The organism is Paracoccus sp. (in: a-proteobacteria), assembly GCF_030604785.1.
GTDB lineage: Bacteria > Pseudomonadota > Alphaproteobacteria > Rhodobacterales > Rhodobacteraceae > Paracoccus.
Genome location: NZ_JAUVVF010000028.1, coordinates 30,360 through 47,622 on the forward strand (window position 1 = coordinate 30,360; position 17,263 = coordinate 47,622).

20 protein-coding genes and 1 tRNA gene are annotated in these 17,263 nt (G+C 69.1%); 5 read left to right on the top strand and 16 right to left on the bottom strand.

All coding sequences use genetic code 11. The features are described from left to right. Nucleotides 1–59: 59 nt before the first annotated feature. Nucleotides 60–725 (bottom strand): uroporphyrinogen-III synthase, encoded by a 666-nt coding sequence (locus QAR72_RS10395; protein WP_304617305.1) that lies wholly within the window; start codon nucleotides 723–725, stop codon nucleotides 60–62. 80 nt (nucleotides 726–805) lie between these two features. On the opposite strand from QAR72_RS10395, the gene tsaD reads away from it, so the two are divergent. Genes tsaD through QAR72_RS10415 form a run of 4 tightly spaced genes read left to right on the top strand, consistent with a single transcriptional unit; the run spans nucleotide 806 to nucleotide 3,499 of the window. Next, a complete protein-coding gene (tsaD, locus tag QAR72_RS10400) occupies nucleotides 806–1,873 on the top strand; it encodes a tRNA (adenosine(37)-N6)-threonylcarbamoyltransferase complex transferase subunit TsaD (protein ID WP_304617306.1) in 1,068 nt (355 codons plus the stop codon). Next, nucleotides 1,870–2,808, top strand: a complete 939-nt coding sequence (locus tag QAR72_RS10405) for an NAD(P)H-dependent glycerol-3-phosphate dehydrogenase (protein WP_304617307.1) — start codon at nucleotides 1,870–1,872, stop codon at nucleotides 2,806–2,808. The genes tsaD and QAR72_RS10405 overlap by 4 nt, the downstream gene beginning before the upstream one ends. Continuing rightward, complete coding sequence (locus tag QAR72_RS10410) at nucleotides 2,805–3,080, top strand: YciI family protein (protein ID WP_442953570.1); 276 nt, start codon at nucleotides 2,805–2,807, stop codon at nucleotides 3,078–3,080. Before QAR72_RS10405 ends, QAR72_RS10410 begins: the two co-directional genes overlap by 4 nt. Continuing rightward, complete coding sequence (locus QAR72_RS10415) at nucleotides 3,080–3,499, top strand: EVE domain-containing protein (RefSeq protein WP_304617309.1); 420 nt, start codon at nucleotides 3,080–3,082, stop codon at nucleotides 3,497–3,499. Before QAR72_RS10410 ends, QAR72_RS10415 begins: the two co-directional genes overlap by 1 nt. Nucleotides 3,500–3,517: 18 nt before the next feature. Here the strand turns inward: QAR72_RS10415 and ggt are convergent, their stop codons facing one another. The 11 genes from ggt to QAR72_RS10470 form a co-directional block, all read right to left on the bottom strand. Continuing rightward, nucleotides 3,518–5,320: a gamma-glutamyltransferase gene (gene ggt / locus QAR72_RS10420; protein ID WP_304617310.1), complete on the bottom strand. Its 1,803-nt coding sequence runs from the start codon at nucleotides 5,318–5,320 to the stop codon at nucleotides 3,518–3,520. Between the two features lie 82 nt (nucleotides 5,321–5,402). Further along, the gene (locus tag QAR72_RS10425; protein ID WP_304617311.1) at nucleotides 5,403–5,945 is read right to left on the bottom strand and encodes a DsbE family thiol:disulfide interchange protein; all 543 of its coding nucleotides are present in this window, start codon (nucleotides 5,943–5,945) and stop codon (nucleotides 5,403–5,405) included. Continuing rightward, nucleotides 5,938–6,090, bottom strand: a complete 153-nt coding sequence (ccmD, locus tag QAR72_RS10430; protein ID WP_304617312.1) for a heme exporter protein CcmD — start codon at nucleotides 6,088–6,090, stop codon at nucleotides 5,938–5,940. The genes QAR72_RS10425 and ccmD overlap by 8 nt, the downstream gene beginning before the upstream one ends. Next, nucleotides 6,087–6,812: a heme ABC transporter permease CcmC gene (gene ccmC / locus QAR72_RS10435; protein WP_304617313.1), complete on the bottom strand. Its 726-nt coding sequence runs from the start codon at nucleotides 6,810–6,812 to the stop codon at nucleotides 6,087–6,089. The genes ccmD and ccmC overlap by 4 nt, the downstream gene beginning before the upstream one ends. A 42-nt stretch (nucleotides 6,813–6,854) precedes the next feature. Beyond that, entirely contained in the window at nucleotides 6,855–7,511 is a 657-nt protein-coding gene (gene ccmB, locus QAR72_RS10440) for a heme exporter protein CcmB (protein ID WP_304617314.1), read from the bottom strand. A gap of 13 nt (nucleotides 7,512–7,524) precedes the next feature. Further along, on the bottom strand, nucleotides 7,525–8,154 hold the full coding sequence (ccmA, locus tag QAR72_RS10445; protein ID WP_304617315.1) for a heme ABC exporter ATP-binding protein CcmA: 630 nt from the start codon (nucleotides 8,152–8,154) through the stop codon (nucleotides 7,525–7,527). Then, nucleotides 8,151–8,504 carry an Mth938-like domain-containing protein gene (locus tag QAR72_RS10450; RefSeq protein ID WP_304617316.1) on the bottom strand — a complete coding sequence of 118 codons (354 nt, stop codon included), beginning with the start codon at nucleotides 8,502–8,504 and terminating at the stop codon, nucleotides 8,151–8,153. Before QAR72_RS10450 ends, ccmA begins: the two co-directional genes overlap by 4 nt. Beyond that, a complete protein-coding gene (gene secF / locus QAR72_RS10455; protein WP_304617317.1) occupies nucleotides 8,504–9,505 on the bottom strand; it encodes a protein translocase subunit SecF in 1,002 nt (333 codons plus the stop codon). Before secF ends, QAR72_RS10450 begins: the two co-directional genes overlap by 1 nt. Before the next feature lies 1 nt (nucleotide 9,506). Beyond that, complete coding sequence (gene secD / locus QAR72_RS10460; protein ID WP_304617318.1) at nucleotides 9,507–11,171, bottom strand: protein translocase subunit SecD; 1,665 nt, start codon at nucleotides 11,169–11,171, stop codon at nucleotides 9,507–9,509. A 15-nt stretch (nucleotides 11,172–11,186) separates the two neighbouring features. Next, nucleotides 11,187–11,519 carry a preprotein translocase subunit YajC gene (gene yajC / locus QAR72_RS10465; RefSeq protein WP_304617319.1) on the bottom strand — a complete coding sequence of 111 codons (333 nt, stop codon included), beginning with the start codon at nucleotides 11,517–11,519 and terminating at the stop codon, nucleotides 11,187–11,189. Between the two features lie 157 nt (nucleotides 11,520–11,676). Then, nucleotides 11,677–12,852 (bottom strand): M20 aminoacylase family protein, encoded by a 1,176-nt coding sequence (locus QAR72_RS10470; RefSeq protein WP_304617320.1) that lies wholly within the window; start codon nucleotides 12,850–12,852, stop codon nucleotides 11,677–11,679. A gap of 64 nt (nucleotides 12,853–12,916) precedes the next feature. On the opposite strand from QAR72_RS10470, the gene mazG reads away from it, so the two are divergent. After that, the gene (gene mazG, locus QAR72_RS10475) at nucleotides 12,917–13,723 is read left to right on the top strand and encodes a nucleoside triphosphate pyrophosphohydrolase (RefSeq protein WP_304617321.1); all 807 of its coding nucleotides are present in this window, start codon (nucleotides 12,917–12,919) and stop codon (nucleotides 13,721–13,723) included. Here the strand turns inward: mazG and QAR72_RS10480 are convergent. From QAR72_RS10480 to QAR72_RS10495, 4 genes are all read right to left on the bottom strand, one after another. Next, entirely contained in the window at nucleotides 13,720–14,529 is an 810-nt protein-coding gene (locus tag QAR72_RS10480) for a sulfite exporter TauE/SafE family protein (RefSeq protein WP_304617322.1), read from the bottom strand. The two genes, mazG and QAR72_RS10480, sit on opposite strands and share 4 nt — an antisense overlap. A gap of 9 nt (nucleotides 14,530–14,538) precedes the next feature. Continuing rightward, on the bottom strand, nucleotides 14,539–15,561 hold the full coding sequence (gene dusA / locus QAR72_RS10485) for a tRNA dihydrouridine(20/20a) synthase DusA (RefSeq protein WP_304617323.1): 1,023 nt from the start codon (nucleotides 15,559–15,561) through the stop codon (nucleotides 14,539–14,541). 84 nt (nucleotides 15,562–15,645) lie between these two features. Further along, entirely contained in the window at nucleotides 15,646–16,935 is a 1,290-nt protein-coding gene (locus QAR72_RS10490) for a PQQ-dependent sugar dehydrogenase (RefSeq protein WP_304617324.1), read from the bottom strand. A 206-nt stretch (nucleotides 16,936–17,141) separates the two neighbouring features. Next, nucleotides 17,142–17,218, bottom strand: a tRNA-Arg gene (locus QAR72_RS10495). Nucleotides 17,219–17,263: the final 45 nt, after the last annotated feature.

Here is a 17,263-nt window from a genome sequence, read left to right on the forward strand (position 1 = left end):
TGCGCGGCGCGTCCCGCGCAGCCTAGTCGCGGGAGGGCCGCTGCTCAACCCGCCCGCTATCAGCTTTGTTCCGCCCGCGCGATCTGCCCGATTGCCGCGACCAGCGCGGGCGCATCGGGTCGGGTGGCCACCACGGCCCGCGCGGCGGGCGCCTCGAAGGCCGCCAGGGCCGCATCGCTGATCGCCACCACCCAAAGGGGCGCGACAGCCCCTGCCAAAGCCTGCGACAGAAGCCGGGCCGAGCGCGGCGAAAAGAGCGGCAGCACCACCGGATCGGGCCGCTCAAGCAGGGCCAGCGCCTCGGGCGTCAGGGGCTGCGGCAACTGGTCATAGACCACGACGCCCGGCACCGGCAGGCGGCGCGCCAGATGGCGGCCATGCGGATGGATCAGCGGCATCCCGGCCGTGGCGATCAGGGGCAGCAGGCTTTCGGCAAAGCCGTCCCCCTCGCGCACGTCGAACCCGGCGGCGCGGGCCAGATCGCCGGTGCGCGGCCCCACGCAGAGCGCCAGCCGCCCCTGCCCGGGCCCGGCGCTGGCCACCGCATGGCCCGAGGTAAAGACCAGTCCCGGCGCGGCCTGCAGGGCTGCGGCGTCATGGGGGACGGGCTCGATCCGCAGGATGGGCGCGATGACGACGGGCCAATCGGGCAGCATCGCCGCGATGCGCCGCGAATCGGGCATCGGTCGGGTCAGAAGCAGCGTGGCGCGCGGCGCGGTCGGCATTGGCACTTTCCTTCGCCGGTGCTAGGCCCGACATGGGTGAGGCAAGGCATGGGTAAGCAAGGGGGCGGTTCGGGGCAAGCATGGATGATCTGATCTTTCTGGGCATCGAGAGCAGTTGCGACGACACCGCCGCCGCCATCGTGACGGGCGATCGCCGCATCCTGTCGAATGTCGTCGCCTCGCAGACCGAGCTGCATGCCGATTTCGGCGGCGTCGTCCCCGAAATCGCCGCCCGCGCCCATGCCGAACGGCTGGATCTGGTCGTCGAACAGGCGCTGGCGCAGGCCGGGCTGGCCCTGGGCGACCTGAGCGGGGTGGCCGTGACGGCCGGGCCGGGGCTGATCGGGGGGGTGATGGCGGGCGTGATGTGCGCCAAGGGGATCGCCGCCGGGGCCGGGCTGCCTCTGGTCGGGGTGAACCATCTGGCGGGCCATGCGCTGACGCCGCGCCTGACCGACGGGGTAGATTTCCCCTATCTGATGCTGCTGGTCTCGGGCGGGCATTGCCAGTTCCTGCTGGCCCACGGCCCCGAGGAATTCACCCGGCTGGGCGGCACGATCGACGATGCGCCGGGCGAGGCCTTTGACAAGCTGGCCAAGCTCTTGGCCCTACCCCAGCCCGGCGGCCCGCATGTCGAGGCCGAGGCGGCGCAGGGCGATCCGCAGCGTTTCCCCCTGCCCCGCCCGCTGCTGGACCGGCCCGGCTGCGATCTGAGCTTTTCGGGCCTGAAGACCGCCGCCCTGCGCCAGCGCGACGCGCTGATCGCCGAGGCGGGCGGCCTGCGCGCGGCCGACAGGCGCGATCTGTGCGCAGCCTTCCAGCGTGCCGTGACCGAGGTTCTGGCCGAAAAGTCTCGCCGGGCGCTGGCGGAAAGCGGCGCGCCGCTTCTGGCCGTGGCGGGCGGCGTGGCCGCGAACGGGCCGATCCGCGCGGCCTTACAGGCGGTCGCGGCGCAGGCGGGGGCGGGCTTTCTGGCACCTCCGCTGCGGCTTTGCACCGATAACGGCGCGATGATCGCCTGGGCGGGGATCGAGCTTTACCGCGCCGGGCGGCGCGACGGGATGGACCTGTCGGCGCGTCCGCGCTGGCCGCTGGATCGCAGCGCCGCGCCGATGCTGGGCAGCGGCAAGAAGGGGGCGAAGGCATGATTTCGGTTCTGGGTGCGGGCGCGTTCGGCACGGCCCTTGCGGTGGCTTTGGCGGAACGCGGCGCGGTGACCTTGTGGGGCCGCCGGATCGGCTGGCGGGGCGAGAATCCGCGCCTGCCGGGCGTGACGCTGCCCGAGGGCGTCAGCGCGACCGAGGATCTGGCCCGCGCGCTTGATGCGCCGGTGATCCTGCTGGCCCTGCCCGCGCAGGCGCTTGGCGGGTTTCTGGAGTCGCATGGCGCGGATCTGGCGGGCAAGCGGCTGGTCAGCACCGCCAAGGGGATCGACCTTGCGACGCTGCGCGGCCCCTCGGCGCTGATCGCGGCGCGGGCGCCGGGCGCGGTGGTGGCGGTGCTGACCGGCCCGTCTTTCGCCGCCGATATCGCAGGCGGCCTGCCGACGGCCCTGACGCTGGCCTGCGCGGACGCCGCCGAGGGGCGCGCCCTGCAGGAGGCGCTGTCCACCCGCGCGCTGCGGCTTTACCGCACGACCGATGTGACCGGTGCCGAACTGGGCGGGGCGCTGAAGAACGTCATCGCAATCGCGGCGGGGGCGGTGATCGGGGCGGGTCTGGGCGACAGCGCGCGTGCGGCGATCATCACGCGCGGCTTCGCCGAGATGACGCGGCTGGCCGCGCATCTGGGCGCAAGTCCCGAAACGCTGACGGGGCTGTCGGGGCTGGGCGATCTGACGCTGACCTGCACCTCGGCCCAGTCGCGCAATTTCCGCTTTGGCGCGGCGCTTGGCGCGGGGGAGGATTTCGACGCCGCGACCACGGTCGAGGGCGCCGCGACCGCGCAGGCCCTGGCCCGCATGGCGGGGGCCGAGGGTCTGGACCTGCCGATCAGCGCCATGGTCGCACGCCTTGCGACGGGCGCGATTTCCGTCGAAAACGCCATGAACCATCTGCTGAGCCGCCCCCTGAAGGAGGAATGATGCCCCTGTTCGCCGTGATCTGCCGGGACAAGCCCGGCGCCCTGCCCATCCGCCTGGCCACCCGCGAGGCGCATCTGGCCCATATCAGGGACAGCGGCATCGTCGCCCAGGCCGGCCCCCTGATCGAGGGCGGCGAGATGGCGGGTTCGCTGGTCATCCTGGATTGCGCGGACCGGGCCGCCGCCGAGGGCTGGGCCGGGGCCGACCCCTATGCCCATGCGGGCCTGTTCCAGTCGGTCGAGATCGTCGAATGGAAGAAGGTGATCGGCTGATGGCCTACTGGCTCTTCAAATCCGAACCCGATGTCTTTGGCTGGGACGATCTGGTCGCCAAGGGCGAGCAGGGCGAGCAATGGGACGGCGTGCGGAACTATCAGGCGCGCAACATGATGCGCGCGATGAAGGTCGGCGATCTGGGCCTGTTCTATCACAGCAATATCGGCAAGGAGGCCGTGGGCATCTGCGAGGTCATCGCCGAGGCCCATCCCGACAGCACATCGGACGATCCGAAATGGGAATGCGTGGATGTGCGCGCCGTGCGCAAGCTGCCGCGCCCCGTCAGCCTTGAGGACGCCAAGGCCGAGCCGCGCCTGAAGGACATGGTGCTGGTCAACAACACGCGCCTTTCGGTCCAGCCCGTCAGTGACGCGGAATGGGCGGTGATCATGGAATTGTCGGGCGCCGCCGAATGACGGCGCCCTAACCGGGGCTCAGTTGCCGATGGCGATGCCCTCGCGCCGGGGATCTGCGCCGCCTTCCAGCCCGTCGGGCGTGATCACGATGCCCTGCAGGCCCGAGGTCAGCGCGGTCTCGTTCAGTTCGAACCCCATCGCGGCCAGACCTTCAGTCAGCGCCTCGGGCAGGCCGGGCTCGACATCCATCGGGCCGAAGCGGTTGACCAGATTGGGCGCCGCGACGGCCTCTTGGATATCCATGCCCCAGTCCAGATGGGCGATGATGGCGCGGGCGACATAGCCGATGATCCGGCTGCCGCCCGGCGAGCCGATCACCATGACCGGCGCGCCGTCGCGCAAGACGATGGTCGGCGCCATCGACGACCGGGGCCGCTTGGCCGGGGCGATGGCGTTGGCGATGGGATAGCCCGAGGCGTCATGCGTCTCGAAGCTGAAATCGGTCAGTTCGTTGTTCAGAAGGAACCCCGCCGCCATCACGCGAGAGCCGAAGCCGTTCTCGATCGTCGTGGTCATCGACAGGGCGTTCCCGTCACCGTCCACGATCGAGATATGCGTGGTCGAGGGCAGTTCCAGCGCGCTGTCCTGACCCCACAGCATCGCATGGCTCCAGCCGGGATTGCCGGGCGCGACCTCGGGCAGGCTGTCATCGCCCGAAAGCAGCGCGGCGCGTTCGGCCAGATAGGCGGGGTCGATCAGCCCCTCGGTCGGCATGGGAACGAAATCGCTGTCGGCCATGAAGCGGCCCCGGTCGGCAAAGGCCAGCCGCGAGGCGTCCCCGATCAGCCGCCAGGCCTCGGGGCTGTCGGCGCCCATCTCGGCCAGATCATAGCCGCCCAGCATGCCGAGGATCTGCCCAACGGTCAGCGCCCCCGACGAGGGCGGCCCCATCCCGCAGACATCATGCGCGCGGTATTCGACGCAGATCGCCGGACGCTCGACCACACGGTAGATCGACAGATCCTCCAGCGACAGAAGGCCGGGATTGTCCTCGGCCCCCGTGACGGCATCGACGATGGCCTGCGCGATCTCGCCACTGTAGAAGGCGTCGGCGCCGCCTTCGGCCAGGGCGCGCAGCGTGTCGGCATAGGCGGGGTTTGTCAGCGTGGCGCCCTCGGCCACGGGCTGGCCTTCGGGGAAGAAGTAATCCGCCGTGGCCGGATAGCGCGACAGCGCATCACCTTCGCCCGCGACCAGCGTGGCAAGCCGCGGCGAGACGGAAAAGCCCTCATCCGCCAGACGGATGCCGTCATCGAACAGGCTGGCCCAGTCGGCGCGGCCCCATTTCTGATGCGCGACCTCCAGCAGGCGCGGCGTGCCGGGCGTGCCGACGGAACGGCCGCCCACGACGGCCTCCATGAAGGCCAGAGGCTCGCCATTGTCGTTCTGGAACAGGGTCGGCGTGGCGCGCAGGGGCGCGGTCTCGCGACCGTCCAGCGTCGTCACCTCGCCGGTCTCTGCGTCATACCAGACGAGGAAGGCGCCGCCGCCAAGGCCCGAGCTTTGCGGCTCGACCAGGCCCAGCACGACCTGCACGGCGACCATCGCATCGGCGGCATTCCCGCCCTCGCGCAGGACGCGCGCGCCTGCCTCGACCGCAAGCGGATGCGCCGCGCTGACCATCCAGTCGGTCCCGCGCGCCACCCGGCCGGCAGCCTTGTCGGCCAGAGCCTCCTGCGCGGCCTCGGTCAGGGGGCCGAAGCCGCGTGATGTGACCTCGGTGCCCGAGGCGCCTTCGGGAATGACGGCATCCGTCGCCTGCTGCGCCGCCGCCATGCCCGCGCCGCCCAGAAGCAGCGCCAGAACCAGAACCTGTCTCATCCTTGCCCCCATGAGATTGCATTTCATGCAATCCTGAAGGCCGGGACGGGGCTTTACAACCCCCGGTTTCGCGGGCGGCGTGTTACTGCTCGGCCGCCAGCGCGCGGTCCAGTTCGGGGCGGAAGCGGTTCTCGTAATCGGCGCCCACGATGGGGCCGGCAAAGCGGTAGAGGATGCGCCCATTGCCGTCGACGATGAAGGTCTCGGGCGGGGCGGTCACGCCCCAGTCGATGGCAGTGCGTCCGCGCGGGTCATCTCCGATGGCGTGGTAGGGGTCGCCGCCCTCGGCCAGAAAGGCCAGCGCATTGTCGGGATTGTCGCGCAGAGCGACGCCATAGACCGGGATTTCCTGCGAAAGTTCCATCAGGACCGGATGTTCGACCCGGCAGGGCGGGCACCAGCTGGCCCAGAAGTTCACCAGCTTGACGCCCGGCTCGCGCAGCATCGCATCGGTCAGCTGCACCTTGTCGGGCAGGCTCTGGACGGGCACGGCCGGCGCCTCGCGTCCGGCTAGGGCCGAGGGGTTCTCGCCGGGATTCTCGCGGTTCATGCCCCAGAGGAACATGGCGGCCAGCCCGGCGAAGACCGCCGGCGGCAGGATGACAAGCGGCGAGAGCCTAGCCATTCTTCTTCCCTTTCTCGTGGTCTTCCAGCGCCCGGCGCGCGCGGGCATTGGCGGCGACCGTCTGCCAGATCAGCCCGCCCAGCAGCGCCAGCGACACGCCGTAGGATGCCACCACGGCGAAGGCGTATTTCCCCAGATCGATCATGCGCGCATCTCGCGGGCTTGCAGGGCGGCAAGGCGCCGTCTGCGGATTTCGGTGCGCGTGCGGATCAGCAGCAGCGCAAGGAACAGCAGGCCGAAGCCCACCATCGCGGTATAGAGCGGGTAGCGATAGACATGGCTCATGCGCTCGCCCGACTGGACGGAAAGGCTGGCGCCCTGATGCAGGCCCTGGTTCCAGAACAGGACCGCATAGCGCGACAGAAGTGCGAAGACCGATCCGACAAGGCACAGGACCCCGGTCAGGTCGGCCGCACTGTCGGGATCGTCGATGGCCGCCCAGAGCGCGATATAGCCCAGATAGAACAGGAACAGGATCAGGAACGAGGTCAGGCGCGGGTCCCATTCCCACCAGGTTCCCCACATCGGCTGGCCCCACAGGGCACCCGTGGCCAGCGCGATCAGCGTCATCACCGCGCCGATGGGGGCCGCGGCCTTGGCGGCCAGCGCGCTGACATGGTGGCGGCGGATGATCCAGATCAGCGAGGCGACCAGCATCATCACCCAGATGTTGATCGCCATCATCGCGGCGGGGACGTGCAGGAACACGATCTTGACGGTCGAGCCCTGCCGGAAATCGTCGGGCGTCAGAAAGCCCCAGACGACGCCCGTCACCGACAGCAGGACGGCGCCGCCCACGACCCAGGGCAGCAGCCTGTCGGTCGTGCGCATGAACTTGGCGGGGTTGGCGTATTCCCAGATCGACATGAATTTTCCCCTAACCAAGGCGCGGTTGCGGCTCAAGCCCGCTCACCGCAGATTGACCCTCAGCGCGGCGGCTGCGGCGAAAGGTATCAGCGCCAGGACCGCCAGCGTGATCCCGGCCTGAAAGACGAGGGGCGTGACGATGGCCGCGCCCTCGGCGCCGCGGCGGGTGATCTCGGCCCCGAAGATCAGCGTAGGGATATAGAGCGGCAGCACCAAGAGCGACAAAAGCAGCCCCCCCCGGCGCAGACCCACGGTCAGCGCCGCCCCGAAGGCGCCCAGCATCGACAGGGCCGGCGTGCCGATCAGCAGCGACAGGACCAGCCAGGGCATCGCGACGGGCGGCAATTGCAGCAGCACCCCGAAGAGCGGCGCGGCCAGGACCAGCGGCAGGCCGGTGGTGATCCAGTGCGCCAGCGCCTTGACCGCGACCGCGCCTTCCAGCGGCATCGGCGCGGTGGCCAGCAGATCGAGGCTGCCATCCTCGTGATCCAGCGCGAAGATGCGGTCCAGCGACAGAAGGCAGGCCAGCAGCGCGCCGACCCACAGGATGCCGGGCGCAACCGGAGCCAGTGCCGCACGGTCGGGGCCGACCCCGAAGGGAACCAGCGCCGACAGGATCAGGAAGAAGGCCACGCCAAGGCCGAAACCCCCGCCCGCGCGCACGGCCAGCCGCAGGTCGCGGGTCAGCAGCGCCAGCATGACGGACCCCCGATCATGCGAAGGCCTCGTTGAAGCTGGCGGGACGGGCCACGGCTCCGGGCTGGGCACGGTGGGGGGTGAGGTCCAGAACCCGCGCCTCGGACAGGCCGAGGTCGATATGGGTGGCCATCAGCGCCGCCCCACCAAGCGCCAGATGCGCGCGGATCACCACGCCGAAGGCCGTGACCGAGGCCGCATCCAGCGACACGGTCGGCTCGTCCAGCACCCAGAGCGGGCGGCCCGTGACCAGCAGCCGCGCCAGACCCAGACGGCGTTTCTGCCCCGCCGACAGCGCGCCCGCCGGACGGTCGGAAAGCGCGGTCAGGTCCATCGCGGCCAGAGCGGGTTCGATCGGCTTGCCGCCGAAGATGCGCGACCAGAAGGTCAGGTTCTCGGCCACCGACAGGGCCGGCTTCAGGCCATCGGCATGGGCGGCATAGGCGACGCTGTCCTCGGCCGCGTCGATCCGGCCCGCGACCGGGGCCTGAAGCCCCGCGATGCAGCGCAGAAGCGTCGTCTTGCCGATGCCGTTCGGGCCGCGAAGGATCAGCGCCTCGCCCGCGTCCAGCGTGAAGCTGACGCCCTCCACCGCCCGCAGCCCGCCGCGCGAAACGCTCAGGTCATGGACGGCCAGATGCCTCACAGCGGCAGAAGCGCGCAGGCGACGCGGCGGCCTTCGGAACGCGTGACGTTGTAGGTGCGCGCGGCATTGGGCGAGGGCATCGCCTCGGCGCGGATGCCCGCCTCGGCAAGGCGGTCGAAGAGGCCGCGCGGCGGATAGGCGGGCTGGGCGCCGGTTCCCAGAAACAGCACATCGACGCGGCCGGCCAGAGCCAGCAGCGCGGCCTCGTCCGACAGCCCGTCCCAGGGCTGGCCCTGATCGCCCTCGACCAGAACCGCGCCCTGAATCACCTGACCCGCGACGCGGAAGAAGCCGGGGCCGTAGCCCTCGATGATGGCGGCACCGCCGAAATCGCTGGGGCTGAGGGCCATCAGACCTCCTCGGCGCCCTCGAAGGGCGATTTCGTCCGCTTCTTGCGGCCTTCCTGGGTCTCGGGGTCGTCCTTGTCCCAGTTGCGCTTGACGCCCAGCCACAGCACGAAGTTCTTGGCCACGTAGATCGAGGAATAGGTCCCGATCAGGATGCCGAACGTGATCGCGAAGACGAAGCCGCGGATCACGTCGCCGCCCAGGACCAGCAGCGCGATCAGCGCCAGAAGCGTCGTCCCCGACGTCATGACCGTGCGCGAGAGCGTCTCGTTCACGGACAGGTTCATCAGGTCGCGCAGGGCGCGCTTCTTGTATTTCATCAGGTTCTCGCGCAGGCGGTCGAACACGACGACGGTGTCGTTGATCGAATAGCCCACGATGGTCAGCAGCGCCGCGACCGTCGCCAGATCGAAGCGGATCTGGAACAGCGCGAAGACGCCCATCGTGATCAGCACGTCATGGACCAGCGACACGATGGCGCCGACCGAGAACTGCCATTCGAAGCGCAGCCAGATATAGATCGAGATCGCCACCAGCGCCGCAAGGACCGCATAGATCGCGGTCTTGATCAGCTCGCCCGAGACCTTGGGCCCGACCGATTCGACCGACGGGAAGGTGATCGAGGGATCGACCTGCTGCAACGCGGCCTCGATGGCGCGGATCGTCTCGGGCGAGACGGATTCGACGCCGTCCTGCGCGCTGATGCGGACCTGCGCGACGTGCTGATCCTCGCGGAAGCCCGGATCGAAGACCTGCGTGATGGCCACGTCGCCCAGATCCATCCCCGCCAGCGCGGCGCGATAGGCGGCGACATCGACGGGCTGGGTCGCCTCGGTCCGGATGGTGGTGCCGCCGCGGAAGTCGATGCCGAAATTCAGCCCGTTCACGAACAGCACGATCACCGAGGCGATCATCATCAGCGCCGACAGGCCGAAGGTCAGCTTCTGCCAGCGGAAGAAGTCGATGCGCGTTTCCGAGGGGACCAGTTTCAGACGGAAGGCCATGTTACACCTCGATCGTTTTCGGGCGCGCACGCTCGAACCACATGATGGTCAGAAGGCGCGTGACGAACAGCGCCGTGAAGACCGACGTGATGATCCCGAGGCTGAGCGTCACCGCGAAGCCCTTGACCGGACCCGAGCCCAGCACGAACAGGATCGCCGCGACGATCAGGGTGGTGATGTTGGCGTCCACGATGGCCGACATCGCCTTTTCATAGCCCAGTTCGATGGCGCGGGCCGGGCCCTTGGCGGTGCGCAATTCCTCGCGGATGCGTTCGAAGACCAGCACGTTGGCATCGACCGCCATGCCGATGGTCAGCACGATCCCCGCGATGCCCGGCAGGGTCAGCGTCGCCCCGATGACCGAGAGCAGCGCGAACAGGATCGCCATGTTCACCGCCAGCGCGACCGAGGCGAAGACCCCGAAGATGCCGTAGGACATGATGACCAGCACGATCACCGCCAGAAAGCCCACGGTGGCCGCGACCTTGCCCGCATCGATGCTGTCCTGCCCCAGTTCCGGGCCGATCGTGCGTTCCTCGAGGAAGGTCAGTTCCGCCGGCAGCGCGCCCGCGCGCAGCAGGATCGCCAGCTGGCTGGCCTGTTCGAAATTCATCGAGCCCGAGATCTGCCCCGACCCGGTGGTGATGGCCGAGCGGATCACCGGGGCCGAGATGACCTCGTTGTCCAGGACGATGGCGAAGGGCTGGCCGATATTGGCCGAGGTATAGGCCCCGAAGGCCCGCGCGCCGGTCGGGTTGAAGCGGAAATTGACCGAGGGCTGGCCGTTCTCGTCGGTGCCGGGCATGGCATCGACCAGATCGTCGCCGGTAACGACGGGGCTGTCCTCGAGGATGTAGAAAAGGCCCGGATTGTCCAGCGAGGGCGCGATGATCTGGCCCACGCCCGGCGCGGCCTCGGGGTCCGAGGTCGATCCGAGGACCGGGTTGAAGGTCAGCTGCGCCGTGGTGCCGATCAGGGCCTTCAGCTCGTCGGCCGAGCCGATGCCCGGCACCTGGATTAGGATGCGGTCCTCGCCCTGGCGCATGATGGTCGGCTCGCGGGTACCCACCTCATCGACGCGGCGGCGGATGATCTCCAGCGATTGCTGGATGGTGCGGTCGTCGGTCATCGCCTTTTCGGCATCCGACAGCTGGATCCGCATGACCGCCCCGTCCGAGGCGATGGCCAGCGATTGCTGGCCCGCGCCGGTCAGGGTGGTGACGGGCGTGGAAAAGCCGCGCGCGATGTCCAGCGCGCGGGCCATCTGGTCGGGATTGCCGATCTCGATGGCCAGGACGCCCTCGGGCGCCTCGACCCGGCGGATCGCGCCGACCGTCTCGCGTTCGGCGGCAAGCGCCCGGCGCAGTTCCGGCCAGAGCGCGTCGACCCGGCTTTTGTAGACCTGCTCGACCTGCACCTCGGCCAGCAGATGCGCGCCGCCGCGCAGATCGAGCCCCAGATTGACCAGGCTGGAGGGCAGCCAGTTCGGCCAGCCTTCCGCCGCCGCCTGCAATTCGGGCGTGGTGACGCCGGTGGCCTCGATCCGGGCATTGGCGTCATTATGCGCCTCGACGCGGGTGTAGAAGGCGTTGGGCATCGCGTATAGCAGCCCGAGAAGGCAGATCCCGAGGATCAGGATGCGCTTCCAGCGGTCGATCTGAAGCATTTTGGCTTAAGCCTTTCAGGAATTCGCGGCGACAGGCTCGGTCTTGCTGACGACCTGCGCGATGGTGCTGCGCACGACGCGGATACGGACGCCCTGCGAGATCTCGACCTCGAGTTCATCGTCGCGCACGCTGGTGACCTTGCCCAGAACACCGCCCTGGGTGACGACGTGATCGCCCTTTTTCAGCGCGCCGACCATCTCGCGATGGGCGCGAAGGCGTTTCTGCTGCGGGCGGATCATCAGGAAATACATGATCGCGAAGATCAGGATCAGCGGGATGAACTGCGCGAAGGCGGCTCCGGCACCGGGGCTGCCGGCGGCCTGGGCATAGGCGGGGGTCACGAACATGCACGATCCTTTCGTCTGTCGGGACAGCGCCCCGATGGCGGCGCCCCTGTCTGGATTGGCGCGCAACCTATCTGCGCCGCCCGCCCTTGGCAAGAAAGCGCCACCCCGCCCCGGGGCAAGGCCCGCAAACGGCTTCGTGAACGCGCGTCAGACGAAGTCAGGCATCGTTGGGGTTCAGAGGCTGGCCGCGTTCCACGAGCCGCGCGAAGAAGCTGGCGCCGACCGGGGCCACGGCATCGTTGAAATCATAGGCAGCATTGTGGACGCCCGGCCCCTCGCCCTGGCCCAGGAACAGGTAGCAGCCGGGGCGGGCATTCAGCATGTAGCTGAAATCCTCGGCGCCCATCTCGCGCCCGGCCTCGGCATCGACGCGCGCCTCTCCGGCGATCTCGCACGCGACCTCTGCGGCGAATTCGGTCTGGTCCGCATCGTTGACGGTGGCCGGATAGCCCTGCTGGTAGTCGAGGACGATCTCGACCTCGTGGGCCACGCCCGCGCCGTCGCAGATCTGGGTCATGCGGCGGCGCACCATGTCGCGCACATGCGGCGCAAAGGTCCTGACCGTGCCGCAGATCCACGCATTGTCCGGCACCACGTTGTCGGCGCTGCCGGTATGGATCTGCGTGACCGAGACGACCAGATCCTCCAGCGCGTGGTGGTTGCGGCTGGTGATGGTCTGGATAGCCTGCACGACCGCCACGGCCGCGACGACCGGATCGGCGGTCAGATGGGGCATGGCGCCGTGGCCGCCCCGACCCTTGATATGGATGTCGAAGCGGTCCACTGCCGCCATGATCGGACCGGGCGTGGTCTGGAACGTGCCCTCGGGCTGGCCGGGATTGTTGTGCAGCGCGAATACGCGGGCGATGTCGAAGCGGTCCATGATCCCCTCCTGGACCATGGCGTCGCCGCCGCCGCCGTCCTCCTCGGCGGGCTGGAAGATCAGCGCGACCCGGCCCGCGAAATTGCGCGTCTCGGCCAGATAGCGCGCGGCGCCCAGAAGCATCGTCGTATGGCCGTCATGGCCGCAGGCATGCATCCGCCCCGGCACGGTCGAGGCCCAGTCCGCGCCCGTCGCCTCGTCCATGGGCAGGGCGTCCATGTCGGCGCGCAGCCCGATGGTCGGGCCGGGGGCCTGCCCCTCGATGATGGCGACGATGCCGGTCTGGCCGATCCCCTCGTGGATCTCGTCCACACCGAATTCGCGCAGGCGTTCGGCCACGAAGGCCGCGGTCTGGTGGCAGTCGAAGCCCAGTTCCGGGTGCTGGTGCAGGTGGCGCCGCCAGGCGGTCATGTCGGTGGCGAAATCGGCGATGCGGTTCAGGACGGGCATGTGGACTTGCGCCTTTCTGTATGGCAGTCGGGGGGCCATTGTCCTCTTGCCGATGGGAATTGCAATGGCCGCCGCTCGTGACCCCGAAGCCGAGATCACCCGCCTGCTGGGCATCATGGCGGCGCTGCGCGACCCGCAGACCGGCTGTCCCTGGGATATCGAGCAGGATTTCGCCTCGATCGCGCCCTACACGATTGAGGAGGCGCACGAGGTCGAGGACGCGATCCAGCGTCAGGCTTGGGACGAGCTGCCCGGAGAACTGGGCGATCTGCTGCTGCAGGTCGTCTTTCACGCCCAGATGGCGCATGAGGCCGGAATGTTCGACTTCGCCGATTGCGCAGCCGCGATCAGCGACAAGCTGATCTTTCGCCACCCGCATGTCTTCGGAGACGAATCCCGCGACAAGTCGGCCGAGCAGCAGGTCAGGGACTGGGAGGCGATCAAGGCCGTCGAGCGCGCCGGCAAGGCCGAACGCGGAACGCTGGACGGGGTCGCGCTTGGCCTGCCGGCGCTGACGCGGGCGCTGAAATTGCAGAACCGCGCCGCGCGGGTGGGGTTCGACTGGCCCGATGCGGGCGACGTGCTGGAGAAGATCACCGAGGAAGCCGCCGAACTGGTCGAGGCGCGCGACAGCCTTGGACCCGAGGCGATGGAGGAGGAGTTCGGCGACCTTCTGTTCGTGATGGCCAACCTTGCGCGCCATCTGAAGGTCGATCCCGAAGCCGCCCTGCGCCGCGCCAACGCCAAGTTCACCCGTCGCTTTCAGGCGATCGAGGCCGCCCTGGCAGCGACCGGCCGCCGCCCCGAGGACAGCGACCTCGCGGAAATGGACCGCCTGTGGAACGAGGCCAAGGCGGCTGAACGGGCTTAGCCCATCAGCGCCTTGCGCAGCATGTTCAGGCCGACCAGCAGCAGGAAGATCGCGAAATAGCGTTTCAGCCGCTTGGCATCGGTGCGATGCGCCAGCGCCGCGCCCATCGGCGCCGTGATCAGCGTCATGGCGATGGTCAGGAAGAACGCGGGCAGGTTCACCGAGCCAAGCGTGTAGGGCAGCGCGTTGCCGGTGGGCATGAACAGGAACAGCGCGACCGAAGGCACCGCGATCAGCACCCCGAAGCCCGCCGCCGTGGCCACCGCGCGGTGGATCGGCCGGCCATGCAGCGTCATCAGCGGCACGCCGATGCTGCCGCCGCCGATCCCCAGCAGCACCGACACGAAACCCGTGAAGGGCGAGAAGATCCAGCGCCAGAGGCCCCGCGGCATCTCTTCGGCCAGCCGCCAATGGGGGCGTGACACCGCCATGTAGATGGCGATGACCGAGATCAGGACGCCAAAGATGATCTGCAGCGTCTCGGTCCGCAGCGCGCCCACGGTCAGCGCGCCGATGCCCGCGCCAAGCGCGATGCCCGGCGCCCAGGCGCGCAGGATGTCCCAGTCAACCGCGCCCTTGCGGTGATGGGCCATCACGGACCGCGCCGAGGTCACGATGATCGTCGCCAGCGACGTGGCCAGCGCGATCTGCATCACGCCCGCCCCGCCGAAGCCCGCCAGCGTGAAGACGTAGAAATAGGCCGGGACCAGCACGATGCCGCCCCCGACCCCCAGAAGACCGGCCAGGATGCCCGCAAAGGCTCCGGTCGCGGCAAGGCCGATGATGGCCGGGATCAATTCGCTCATGAGGACTGACTAGCCCGGCGTCGCGGCAGATGCCAGCGCCTCGATGCGGGCCGCCTGAACCTGCGCGAGGGCGGCGTCATAGACCTCGATCCCGCCCTTCGAGGCGCCCTCGGAGAGCGTGCGTTTCCAGCCCCGCGCGCCGGGCAGTCCGTGGAAGAGGCCCAGCATGTGGCGGGTGAAATGATGCAGCCGCCCCCCCTGCCCCAGATGGTCCACGATCATCGGCCGCATCGCCTGCGCGGCCTCGACCGGATCGGCAAAGGCCGGCGCCGCGCCCCACAGCGCATCCGCCGCACCGAGGATCGCCCAGGGCTGGTGATAGGCCGCGCGGCCCACCATGACGCCGTCCATGATCCTCAACTGGTCGCGCAGCGTGTCCATATCCGCGATGCCGCCATTGATCGACAGGTGCATGTCGGGAAAGGCGCGCTTCATCGCATGGACCAGATCGTAATCCAGCGGCGGCACCTCGCGGTTCTCGCGCGGGCTGAGGCCCTGCAGCCAGGCCTTGCGGGCATGGATCGTCATGCGCCTGATCCCCGCCGCGCGCATCGTGGCCACGAAATCGGGCAGCACCTGATGGGGGTCCTGATCGTCGACGCCGATGCGGCATTTCACCGTGACCTCGACCGGGCTGACGGCCTGCATCGCCGCCACGCATTCGGCCACCAGACCGGGCGTCTTCATCAGGACCGCACCGAAACAGCCCGATTGCACGCGGTCACTGGGGCAGCCGACATTCAGGTTGATCTCTTCATAGCCCCAATCGGCGGCGATACGCGTCGCCTCGCGCAGTTCGGCCGGGTCGGACCCGCCCAGTTGCAGCGCCACGGGATGTTCGGCGGCGTCGTAATCCAGCAGCCGCGCGCGGTCGCCATGGATGACGGCCGGGGCCGTTACCATCTCGGTATAAAGCAGCGCGTGACGCGACAGTAGGCGGTGAAACCGGCGGCAGGCGCTGTCGGTCCAGTCCATCATGGGCGCCACGGACAGGCGGGCGCTGTCGCTGATCCTGGGATGAGGGGTCGTCATGCTGGTCCACCGGTGGCTGTCCGACAGGGGGCGCGTCTGTCGGCGCCGCACCTGCCGGAAATGGGCGAAAGGTGCAAGGCCGCCTCAGGCCGCCGTCACCCGCCAGATCACGTCGCCCACATCATCGGCCATCAGCAGCGAGCGGCCGTCGGCGCCCACCGTCACGCCGACCGGACGGCCATAGGCCAGCTTCTCGTCATCGGACAGGAAGCCCGTCAGGATGTCGCGCGGCTGCCCGCTCGGGGCGCCATCGGCGAAGGGGACGAAGATCAGCTTGTAGCCGCTGAGCTTCGAGCGGTTCCACGACCCGTGCTGGCCGATCACCATGCCCGCGCCGAAGCCCGGCAAGGTTCCCTCGGGCATCCAGCACAGGCCCAGCGACGCCGTATGCCCGCCCAGCGCGTAATCGGGCCGGATCGCGCGCGCGACCATCCCGGCATCCTGCGGCACGCGGTCATCGACCGTGTCGCCCCAATAGCAATAGGGCCAACCGTAGAAGCCCCCGTCCCGGACCGAGGTCAGGTAATCGGGCGGCGTCTCGTCTCCCAGGCCGTCGCGTTCGTTCACCACCGTCCACAGCGCGCCGGTCACGGGTTCCCATGCCATGCCGACCGCGTTGCGCAGGCCGGATGCGAAGATGCGTGCATCCCCGGTCTCCAGATCCAGTTCCCAGATCGCGGCGCGGCCTTCCTCGGCCTCCATGCCCTGATCGGCGATGTTGGTCAGCGAGCCGACGCCCGCATAGAGCCTGCGCCCGTCGGGCGAGGCCAGCAGGCTGCGCGTCCAGTGGCCATGCGGCTTGAAGTCGACCAGACGCCGCCCCTCGCCCCGCAGCGCCGTCTCGCCGGGCTTGTGATCGAAGACCAGGACGCCGTCGGTATTGCCCAGATAGAAGCGCTCGCCCACCAGGGCCATGCCGAAGGGCTGGTTCTGGTTCTCGACAAAGGGGGTGCGGAACTCGGCCACGCCGTCGCCATCGGCGTCGCGCAGCAGCGTCACGCGGTTGGCGCTGACCCCGATGGCGCGGGCCCGTCGCATCACCGCCTGCGCGGCATGGTCCATCAGCGATTTCGGCGGGCCGGGCTGTTCCTTGGATTCCGCGACCAGCACGTCGCCATTGGGCAGGACATCGATCCAGCGGGGATGGTCCAGCCCGGTCGCGAAGGCGTTGACCTTCAGCCCCGGGGCGCAGGTCGGCACATGCCCGTCCACCCAGCCATGCGCGGCGGGCATCTTGAGCGTCATGATGCCCTGCTTGCGGGCCTCGGGGATCTGCGGGCGCGGGCCCATGGCCTGTTGGTCCGGCGCGCCCACACGGCGCATCAGCGCGACGGCACCGCCCACGGCGGCGGCGGCCTTGGCAAGAAACTGCATTCCCTTCCCCCTTGTTGTCCGGTGTTGGCGGAGACGGTCCAGCCTAGCAGCAGGAGCCGCGGGCCAACAACGCCTGATCGGTCGAGGGGTTCAGTGACCGGCGCCCGTTCCCCGCGCATGGCGCGGTGACAGCCTTGCAAAGGCCGCAAGCCACCTTACGGGATCAGCCCTTGTCGGGGCATGCCGGCGACGGTCTGGATGGGAAATGGCGGACCCGGAGCGATTCGAACGCCCGACCCCCAGATTCGTAGTCTGGTGCTCTATCCAGCTGAGCTACGGGTCCGTCTTGAGGCGGTGAACTAACCGTCGCGCCAAACGAGCGCAAGGG